This is a genomic window from Heyndrickxia sp. FW510-T9 (assembly GCF_058781025.1).
On record NZ_JBYSWK010000085.1, the window covers coordinates 1 to 10,528 of the forward strand.

The 10,528-nt window shown below is 33.9% G+C and carries 8 protein-coding genes and 1 pseudogene; 2 read left to right on the forward strand and 7 right to left on the reverse strand.

Going from position 1 to position 10,528, the window contains the following annotated elements; all coding sequences use genetic code 11:
- Positions 1 to 58: 58 nt before the first annotated feature.
- The 4 genes from AC3WJF_RS22480 to AC3WJF_RS22495 form a co-directional block, all read right to left on the reverse strand.
- Complete coding sequence (locus AC3WJF_RS22480) at positions 59 to 280, reverse strand: hypothetical protein (protein WP_492456237.1); 222 nt, start codon at positions 278 to 280, stop codon at positions 59 to 61.
- Positions 281 to 497: 217 nt separating this feature from the next.
- Positions 498 to 2,576 carry an EAL domain-containing protein gene (locus tag AC3WJF_RS22485; RefSeq protein WP_492456239.1) on the reverse strand — a complete coding sequence of 693 codons (2,079 nt, stop codon included), beginning with the start codon at positions 2,574 to 2,576 and terminating at the stop codon, positions 498 to 500.
- A gap of 248 nt (positions 2,577 to 2,824) precedes the next feature.
- Entirely contained in the window at positions 2,825 to 5,947 is a 3,123-nt protein-coding gene (locus AC3WJF_RS22490) for an MMPL family transporter (RefSeq protein WP_492456241.1), read from the reverse strand.
- Complete coding sequence (locus tag AC3WJF_RS22495; RefSeq protein ID WP_492456243.1) at positions 5,947 to 6,402, reverse strand: MarR family winged helix-turn-helix transcriptional regulator; 456 nt, start codon at positions 6,400 to 6,402, stop codon at positions 5,947 to 5,949. The genes AC3WJF_RS22490 and AC3WJF_RS22495 overlap by 1 nt, the downstream gene beginning before the upstream one ends.
- A gap of 189 nt (positions 6,403 to 6,591) precedes the next feature.
- Here AC3WJF_RS22495 and AC3WJF_RS22500 point away from each other — a divergent pair, with 189 nt between their 5' ends.
- Positions 6,592 to 7,056: a YkyB family protein gene (locus tag AC3WJF_RS22500; protein ID WP_492456245.1), complete on the forward strand. Its 465-nt coding sequence runs from the start codon at positions 6,592 to 6,594 to the stop codon at positions 7,054 to 7,056.
- Between the two features lie 169 nt (positions 7,057 to 7,225).
- Here AC3WJF_RS22500 and AC3WJF_RS22505 read toward each other — a convergent pair.
- Positions 7,226 to 7,690: pseudogene (locus AC3WJF_RS22505) on the reverse strand (chemotaxis protein CheW); the annotation flags it as partial.
- A 172-nt stretch (positions 7,691 to 7,862) separates the two neighbouring features.
- Between AC3WJF_RS22505 and AC3WJF_RS22510 the strand changes: the two are divergent.
- Positions 7,863 to 9,017: an aminotransferase A gene (locus AC3WJF_RS22510; RefSeq protein ID WP_492456247.1), complete on the forward strand. Its 1,155-nt coding sequence runs from the start codon at positions 7,863 to 7,865 to the stop codon at positions 9,015 to 9,017.
- Positions 9,018 to 9,046: 29 nt separating this feature from the next.
- Here the strand turns inward: AC3WJF_RS22510 and AC3WJF_RS22515 are convergent, their stop codons facing one another.
- Entirely contained in the window at positions 9,047 to 9,226 is a 180-nt protein-coding gene (locus AC3WJF_RS22515) for a hypothetical protein (protein ID WP_492456249.1), read from the reverse strand.
- A gap of 55 nt (positions 9,227 to 9,281) precedes the next feature.
- On the reverse strand, positions 9,282 to 10,154 hold the full coding sequence (locus AC3WJF_RS22520) for an NAD(P)-dependent oxidoreductase (RefSeq protein ID WP_492456251.1): 873 nt from the start codon (positions 10,152 to 10,154) through the stop codon (positions 9,282 to 9,284).
- Positions 10,155 to 10,528 lie beyond the last annotated feature (374 nt).

The window sequence follows — 10,528 nt, forward strand, 5'->3', positions numbered from 1 at the left end:
CCATAATATTGCGAATTTTTTTCAAAAATAAAAAAGGGTAATAGTTACCCTTTTAACCTTATATATCTCTATTCTTATTAAGTAATGAATCATTTAATCTGGAAATGGATTTAATAATCGCCTTTTTTTGATTATATCCCTTAACAGATACTGTTATATCATTATATTCAGTAAAAACTTGCCCCCAGGCTTCCTGTGATGAAAAACCGTATGAATAGATTTTAATCACTCCCGATTTTATCGGCAAGAAGAAAACGTCCATTTGATCATGTTTGTGCATGAAAATTACCCCTTTCCTATCTATTCACGATATTTCCTATATTTATTTAAAATAATCATTTTTTATGTCTAATAAATTATTATTCCATTAACAATGCAATATAAATAGACTATACCTTTAAATAAATAAGATTTCAATAGAAAAGATATAACAATTTCGAGTGTAGAATTTTGATAAAAGAAGGGCCACTTCAGTACTGAAAGAAGTGGCCCTTTTATTATATAAACAATACATTTTTTTCTATTTCATCTGCACTTACTGGACGACTAAAATAAAAACCTTGGGCTTTTAAACATTGTGCTGATATTAGGAATTGAACTTGATCTCTTTCCTCTACACCTTCTGCTATAACTTCCATTCCCAAATTGTGCGCCAGATTAATAATTGTTTTGGTAATGGCAGCATCTTTTTCATTCACTTGTATTTCTCTAACGAATGATTGATCAATTTTGATGATATCTATAGGGAATCTTTTTAAATAATTTAAAGATGAGTATCCTGTCCCAAAATCATCAACTGAAATAATAATCCCTAATTCTTTTAAACGCTGGAGCATTGAAAGGGCATTTCTTGTATCTTCCATCGCTCCTTCTGTTACTTCAATTTCAATGGATGAAGGTGGTAATTGATAAAATAATAGTGCTTTCTTAATGATAGTTGGCAAATTCGGATCCAGTAATTGTTTAGGTGAAATATTAATCGCCACACGAATATCGAGGAATCCCTTTTTTCTCCAGATCGAAAGTTGTTCGCAAACCGTATGAATAACCCATTCACCAATTGGAATAATCATACCCGTTTCCTCAGCCAACGGAATAAATTGTGCTGGAGATACAAAACCAAATTTCCGATTATTCCAGCGTATCAATGCTTCAAAGCTCTTAATCTTGCCATCAAGCAAATTGACTTGAGGCTGATAATGCATGATAAATTCGTTTTTCTGAATGGCTTTTCGCAAATGTGCTTCCATCAGTATATAATTCGGAAAAGCTTCATTCATTTCGCTCCGGTAGAAGCGGTAATGACCTTTGCCCTTTTCCTTCACCTGAATAAGAGCACTGTCCGCATTTTTAATTAAAGTTTCCGCATCTATCCCATCTGCTGGAAACAAACTAATTCCTATAGACGGGGTTAAATAGTAATCTTGATCATGTATGTTAAATGGTTCGTGAAACAGGGCAAGGATATTTCCAGCGACACGGTCTGCTTCTTTTTTCCTTAACTTTGGCAAGATGATCACAAATTCGTCTCCACCTAATCGATATACACGATAATGAGAAACATTTAGTGTAAGTAATCGATCAGAGGTTTGTTTTAATAATTCATCACCTGCTTGGTGACCTAGCGTATCATTAAAATATTTGAATCTATCTAAGTCAATGTAAAAAAGGGCAAAATCTTGTTCTTTTATCATTGATTTCGTAATTTCTGTTTGGAGATGTTCTAATAATGCAGGACGATTCCACAAACCAGTCAAATGGTCATGCATTGCCAAATAGTTCATTTTTTCATTTGCTCTCCATTGCTCAGTAGTATCACGTATGATAACATAAATCCCTGTGATGTCTTTGTTTACCTTAATCGGCACGGTTTTCAATTGAGCATATAATTTTAAACCTTGCTTATTTATAAATGTACAATTACTTGTTTCTTGTGGGTCACCTAATAGAGTATTTGTCATCACCTTAAATATTTCAGGAACTCCACTTTTATCTACAAGCTCGTAAATGGATCGGTCAATTAGCTCTTCTTCGGTAAAACCTATTATTTTGATGCTTGCAGGATTTGCACTTAATATTCTGCCGTTTTCACTTATTGAAAATATTGCATCTAAATTATGGTCAATTAATGATTGATATTTTTGTCTAGATTCAAAAAAATCTGTAACATCTCGTGTCATACCGACTATATAAGAAATAGAATTATTATCTTTTATTCCAGTAAGACGACTTTCAAACATTCTCTTTTCATTTTCATTTACTTGAATATAATCCGTAAAAATTACTGTATCCTTCGTTTCTAAAACTTTTAAATAATATTTATTTAAGTGGGCTGCAAGCTCTTCCGGCAAAACCTCTTCCAACAGTGAGCCCATATGCTCTTCCTTTAGATTCGCATTTTCTAGTCCTTTTTGATTAGCAAAGACATAACGAAATTTCGGACCAAGCTCCACTTTCATGATAAAAATCATATCTGAAATTTGATGCAAGAAAATTTCAGGAAGCATTTTTACTTCTTTTGTAATTTCAGGATGTAACAGATTTTTTTTCATTTGTGTTTTGTTAGTTTGCTTCATTTAACCATCCCTTTTATAAACCCCAGGCCCATATTTCAAGAAAATTGTCATTATATATCTATTTATGTCTATTTTACTAATTATCAGTATAAATGAATAGAATGAAAGATAAAATAATTATTTTTTTCTATTTACTTCTATTAATTCTTGCGTTATTTGTGAAAAAATATTATTTTATCAACAAAAAAGTAAGACTCATATATTTTATATGAGTCTTACTTTAAAATAAAAAAATTATGATAATGTGCCTATTCCTTTTCCATAAATGGCCACCAATTTGTTTTTCCAAGCGCTTTTACCATAACTGGAACAAATAATGGCAGTATGATGAATGCATAAAATAATAAACCTGATAATACAATGGTAGCTATTTGTAATAATGACATCACACCAGATGGGAGCATTGCAGCAAATGTTCCCGCAAGAATGATTGCTGCTGAAATAATGACTGTACCCATATTTTTCATTGCAAGTAGAATCCCTTCTTTTACTTGTAAATGGCGATATTCTGAGAAACGATCCATAAGGAAAATAGAATAATCAATTCCAAGTGCCATTAAAATAACGAATCCGAAGAATGGTACAGCCCAGCTGATTCCCGAGTATCCAAGAATATGAACAAATACCAATTCAGTTATTGCAATCGAAGAATAATAGGTAAGCAATAAGGAAATAATCAAGTAAATCGGCATGATAAGCGATCTTAAAAGTATGATTAAAACAATCCCTATCCCTGCTAGCATAAACATTACCGTTCTACTATAATCTGCATTCGACATTTTGTTTAAATCATGATTCATGCTAGTAACACCTGATATCCCGATATGTGCGTTCTCAAGTTTCGTTCCCTTAAGAGAGGTTTTTAATGCTTGATTTATGTGATCAATCGTTTGCATTGCTGCGTTGGAATATGGATTTTGATTTAGCACTAAATCAAAAGTCGTCATTTTTCCGTCTTTTGAAATATAGGTATCTAGTGCTTGCTGATAGTCCGCATTGGACAATAGTTCATCTGGAATATATACACCGGATTTTTGTAAATTAGCATCAGTAGACATCTTATTCAAATAATCGCTTGCATCGTTTAATCCCGATTGTATTTTGCCAAGTCCATCTGTACTTTGATTTAGACCATTGGTAAGTTCGGATAATTGCCCTCCAATTGATCCAAACCCTTGCTGAAGCTGCGATTGTCCATCCACAATTTTCCCCAATCCATTTGATACATCAGGAAGTTTTTGGATAACTTGTGATTGACCAGCTGCTGCCTTTGACATACCTGTCTCTAATTGCTCTAATCCGGATATTATTGGATCAAAACTGTTTGCAAATTGACTAATTCCAATTAGGACACTGCTTAAGCCTGTATTCGCTTGCTGAAAACCAATATTTACGAATGATAAATTTTTATTTAATTCCGATAAGGCTCCTCCGCTTACTCCAAGACTTTGTGCCGCTCCTTGTACTGTTAATTTGATTGTTTTGTAGTCATCATCTTCTTTAAGCCCATTATATTTTGATTCGAGAGTTGCAAAATGTTGATTCAAATTCATGAGATTCGTTTGAACAGATAATATTCCGTCCGATATCTGTTTATATTTTTGTTCTAATTGCTGGATCCCTTGCTGCATATTCTGATAGTTTTTCAGTAGCTCATTTACTCCTGCTTTTAATGAAAAGGCTTGTTTACGAGCTTCGATAATTCCATTTTTTAAATCATGCGCTCCTTGTGATCCGCTGCTAATCCCATTTTCAATTTGCTCAAGAGCAGTCTGTAAATTTGCAATTCCAGATTGTAATGATTTTGTTCCTGTCTGAAGATCACCAATACCCTCTGTTACACTTTTAAGCTTAGGTTCATTTTTACTTAAAGACTTGGCAGCAGTATCAAGACCAGCTTTTATATCACCAATTCCTTTATTTCCTTTTCCAATCCCTTCACTAATGGAACCCGCTTGATTTCTGACATAAAGTTCCTTCATAACATCCCCAACAGGACGAGTTGCACTGCGAACTTTTTCAACATGATCTACTTTAGATAAATCATGACTTACATTTTCAATTAAACCTAAATATTCCTTAGATTTCATCGAATCATCATTTTCAAGAACGACGGTAACTGGCATAATTTCACCAGCTCCAAAGCTATTCGAAACAATATTAAATGCTTTCACTGACTCATAATCATTTCCAAGCTCATCCAAAGAATTAAATGATATTTTTCCACTATTGCTTATTAATAATGGAACAGTAATGACGGCAACAATTCCTAAAGCAATGAGTGGTCTCGTAATAGCAAGTTTCCCAGCCCATCCCCAAAGCTTGCTTTCAGAATGAGAAATATTTCCTTTTAGGGGCCAAAAAATCACTTTTCGGAGTGTAACCATAAAGAAAGGAACGACTGTTAATAATGCAAGTAATAAGAAAACCACACCTACCGCAACAGCTGAAGCAGATTGATAGAGCTTAAAGCTTGCAAAGCCAATTGAAGCAAAGCCTACCATTACCGCAATACCGCTAAATAAAATTGTTTTCCCTGCAGTTTTATAAGTAGTAATGATTGCAGGTACTATTTCATTTCCTCTTGATAATTCTTCTTTAAAACGACTTAAAAGCAGAATACAATAATCCGTCCCTATTCCGAATAAAACAACAACTAAGAAAATCTGCGTAAAATTCGATAAAGGAAAATTCAACTTATCTACTAAAAAAGCAACAACTGATTGGCTAACTATATAGGTTAATCCTACTGTAATCAGTGGAATTATAGGAGCTACTACGGATCTGAAAACTAAAATTAGAACAATTAATATAAAGGCAACCGTAATTAATTCCGTCTTTTTAAGACCTTTTTGCGAGCTTATTACAACATCTTCATTAATCAGCCCATTACCTGTCATCATCGTTTGGACATGTGGTGTAGTAATGGCACTGTCTAGTGTATCTCTAACACTACTAATTTCTTTATTCTTAATATCCACGTCTAAAATAGCTAGAATCGTTTTCCCATCTTTTGATACTAGTTGATTTTTTAATTCCTGTTGATCAAAATGTGTTGTAACTTCATTCACACTGAGTTCACTTTTATTGTTTTCAATATGCTGAATAGTCTTATGAATATCTTCCGTTTGTTTTGAATCCAATTTATGATTACTGTGGAACACGACAATAAAGGATTCGGAGCCATCCTTTTCGCTCGTATGATGCTGCTTTATTGCAGATGCAAGTCTAGAAGGATAGCCGTCCGGCACCGTAATTTGACCTTTTTCCCGAACTAGGTCCTCCATGTTTGGAGCCATCCATGCCAGAATAACTGCTACTATAATCCAAAAGGCTAATATGAACCACCTGAAGCGGATAAAGAATTTCATTAATTATTTCCCTCCTTTGAATGCTGGATGATATTTGAAATTTTTTCGTAGAGATCAATGAATAATTCTAAATCCCCTGGGCTTAATTCTTTTAAATAATGACTGACAAACTTTTCAATTTTTATTTCCACTTCTTCACAAACCTTTTTTCCATCATCGGTTACCGTTATGTATACATTCCTGCGGTCAACCTTATCTCTTTCTCTTGAAATAAGTCCTTTACTTTCTAACTTATCGACTTTAGCGGTTATCGCGCTTTTATTTACACATAGCTGCTCTGTTAATTCGGCAGAACGTAGCGGACCATGAAAAAAAATATTTCTCAACATAGAATATTGTTCTAATGACAATTCCTCCAACACATTTTCCGAAATAAGGTTAGAAATTCTTTTGGTAGCAAATAAATATACATCTTCATATCTTCTGATCAAAAGCTTGATTTTCTCTCTTTCCATTATAGTTCACCCCTTAAACTGTTAACTCCATTAACTATAAGAAAGGATAGATTATCCTGTCAATAACATAATTTAATTGACACAAAACATTCATTATTTACTACTCAGCCTTTCCAATTCTATTAAATAGTAGTATAATGAGATCAGTCAATTTCAAAATTATTAAACAATGGAAAGGAGTTCATTTTTTTGAATTCAAACTCTTCCGCTCCATTACCACCTTCTATATTAAACCTCTCACATGCTATTTTCACTGTAAACCGGCATGCTAAAACAGCCACAAACCCTAAGTTTTTATATAAATTAAAAAGAGAAGCAATTGAGAAAATGGTTAGAGAAGGAAAGGCAAAAAAGATAGGACTTCATTTTTCTGACAATCCAAAATATAGTCAGCAACAATCTGATGTTCTTGTGCAATGTGGAGAATATACTTTTCATATTCCTCCATCAAAACAAGATTTCGAATTACTACCTCATCTTGGTAAACTAGATCAGTATACAAGAAATCCAAAATGTCATATGCCATTAAACCAAGCAAAGCAATTATTGCAAACTTATACAGGGTTAAGGGAAATAAATAAAACTCGAACTATCAGTCGTAAACCTCAACCTCAAAGACCAGTTTTCAAAAAATTAGGTGATAGTTTTTTTTAAAACCTTGTCGGAATAGGTTTTCCTCCCCTTTAAATAGCTGGCATTACAAGAATCACCAACTCTCATTTGTGCAATCTTGACGCCATATATAAAAAAGAAGAGCTTCCAAAAATTGAGGCTCTTCTTTTTTATCAATAAATCACTTGTAATACTATTAACCTTTATTGTCAGCGTCATGGTTTATTTCTGCAATAATACTTTCAAAATCAAGTATAAGAATCATATCGTTTTCTTGTTTAATTACTCCAATTACTTGGTGCTCTTGACCTGCGTACATATCGGATGGCTTCTCTATTTGTTCTCGAGAAATTCTATGTATTTGACTAACATTATGTACATGAAATACAACTTTCACTTGATTAAACTCTGCAACTATATATTTTTCCTGATCTTTATCCTCACTTGTACCGGTGTTTAATACTTTAGCCAAATCAACGACTGGCAAAACTTCGCCGCGCAATTGAATAATTCCCTCAATATACTGGTGTGCATGTGGAATAAATGTTACTGGAACTGGCTGAATAATCTCTCTTACTTGTATTACATTAATGCCGAATTTATTGTCCTGTAATTGGAATTCAATAATTTCTAATTCACTTGCGCATTCTTGAAAGATATCATTTTCTACAGTCATATGGCTACTTCCTTCCATTACAATCTTTATGTAAATATAACACGAAATATGATAGAAGTGTTCTGTATTTTAAAATTTCTAAATCGGGAAAGATATACGGCAAAAATAATTAAGAAAAAACGATAAACAGTGATAATATATAAGAAGGATAATTAGAAAGGATGGCTTAGTGGTGGAACATTTACTAAATAAAAGAGTTATAGATATAGAAATATCGGGAATTCGAAAATTCTCTAATATGGTCAGCGATGTAGAAAATATGATTTCCTTTACGCTCGGACAGCCTGATTTTCCAACTCCTATGCATGTTAAGCAAGCTGGAGTTTCTGCTATTGAAAACGATTTTACTACATATACACATAATGCGGGCTCTATAGAATTACGAAAAGCAGCCAGTGATTTTATAAAACAAAAATATCATTTGGAGTATGATCCGAAAAAAGAAGTCATAGTGACAGTTGGTGCAAGTGAAGCGATTGATGTAGCCTTAAGAACTATTCTGACTGAAGGCTGTGAAGTGATTTTACCAGGTCCTATTTACCCGGGATATGAGCCAATCATAAGGATGTCTGGGGGGATTCCGATACATGTAGATACAAGGGACTCCCATTTTAAACTGACAGCAGAAAAAATTAAATCTTATTTAACAAAGAAAACAAGATGCATCATTTTGCCATATCCATCGAATCCAACGGGTGTAAGTTTAACAGAAAATGATTTAAAAGAAATTGCTGAGCTATTAAAAGGGAAAGATATTTTTGTGATTGCTGATGAAATATACAGTGAATTAGTATATGAAAATAAGCATTATTCTATCGCGAACGATTTAAAGGAGCAAACAATTGTCATTAATGGATTATCTAAGTCACACTCTATGACAGGCTGGCGGATAGGCTTCTTATTTGCTCCTGAAAATATCGCAAAACATATTTTAAAGGTGCATCAATATAATGTATCATGTGTCTCTTCCATTTCACAAATGGCTGCTCTTGAAGCACTTACTAACGGCTATAATGATGCAAAGCCAATGCGCGAAGAATATATAAAAAGACGTGATTACGTTTGCGTGAGATTAACAAAAATGAATCTTGAATATGTTAAACCAGATGGCGCATTTTACTTTTTTGTAAAAATTCCTTCTGAGCTACAAATGTCTTCATTTGATTTTGCGGTAGATTTGGCGCAAAAAAATAAGGTTGCAGTTGTACCCGGCAGTGCTTTTTCAATGCATGGAGAAGGCTTTATCAGGCTTTCCTATGCATGCTCCATGGATAAGCTTACGGAAGGATTAAATCGGATGGAAAGTTATCTAGCAGACAAAAAGTAAAAAAAGTGTCCCATGGACACTTTTTTTACTTACTGTCCTCTATATTTTCCATTGTTTTTGGATGCCTTTTCCTTTTTTGCTTTATCTTTATGAATTTTATTGGTTGCGGCACTTCCCATTTCATGGGAAAATTCCTCGTTTAATACAGCAGAATCAAAGCCTTTTTTATTTTTTTGTTCAGCATCGTTTTTCTTTGTGCGTTTAGCCACTAAGATATCCTCCTAAAATAAATAGTCATTTCTATTGTTAGGAGTAGGGAAAATTTTATTCAAACTGATTCCAATATTTTATTAACGCTTGTGTACCGCTGTTTTCTTCGCCCTGTACTGCTAATTCTTCATACATTTGTTTCGCTAATGCAAGACCTGGCAGTGGTAAATTCATTTTTTCCGCCTCTTCAAGCGCAATTTTCATATCTTTAATAAAATGTTTGATGAAAAATCCTGGAGAGTAGTCTTCTTTAAGAATTCTAGGAGTGTAATTGCTAAGAGACCAGCTTCCTGCTGCTCCAGCACTAATTGATTTCAATACGTTTTCTGGATCCAATCCCGCTTTTTTTGCATAAACTAACGCTTCACATACTCCAATCATGTTAGTTGCAATGGCAATTTGATTACACATTTTCGTATGCTGTCCACTACCTGCCGGACCTTGAAATACGATGTTTTGCCCCAAGCAAGATAATATTGGAAGAATGGTAGTGAATGTTTGCTCTTCTCCTCCGACCATAATGGTTAACGTCCCGTTTTTGGCTCCAATATCTCCACCTGAAACAGGTGCATCTATCGTTTGGATACCTTTCTTATTACCTTCTTCATATATACTGATCGCGAGAGTCGGTGTAGAGGTGGTCATATCGATTAAAATACTATTTTCTTTCCCATTTGCTAATAAGCCTTCATTACCGAAATAAACCTCTTCCACATCATATGGAAAGCCTACAATCGTAAAAATAATGTCGGAGTGATGTGCAATCTCTTTAGGGCTGTTACACCATATAGCTCCTTGTTCTATCAGTTCCAAAGCTTTTTCTTTTGATCGATTATATATAAAAACCGGGTAATCATTCTTAAGCAGATGTTGAACCATACTTTTTCCCATTACACCGGTTCCGATAAATCCAATTGTTTTTTTCATAGGGGATCCTCTCCTTTTATATTGGTAGTCTTAAATAAAGCTTTTTATGATACTCGGGTGTGAACGGTTTTTATCGGCATCTAAAAGACACTTTGCTGGATTTTTTTTAATTGTCCTTTATAAGCCTTCTTAAGGACACTTTGCTTCTTTTTCCTTAGTGAGTTGTCCTTTATAAGGATTCCTAAGGACACTTTGCTCGATTTTCCTTTGTGAGTTGTCCTTTACAAGCCTTCTTATGGACACTTTGCTTCTTTTTCCTATGTGAGTTGTCCTTTATAAGGATTCCTAAGGACAGTTTGGTCTTCTGTCAAGAAAGTGGACACAAAAAAACGAGAATTTATTAGTAAAACCACTACCGCACTTTGTTTGGTATG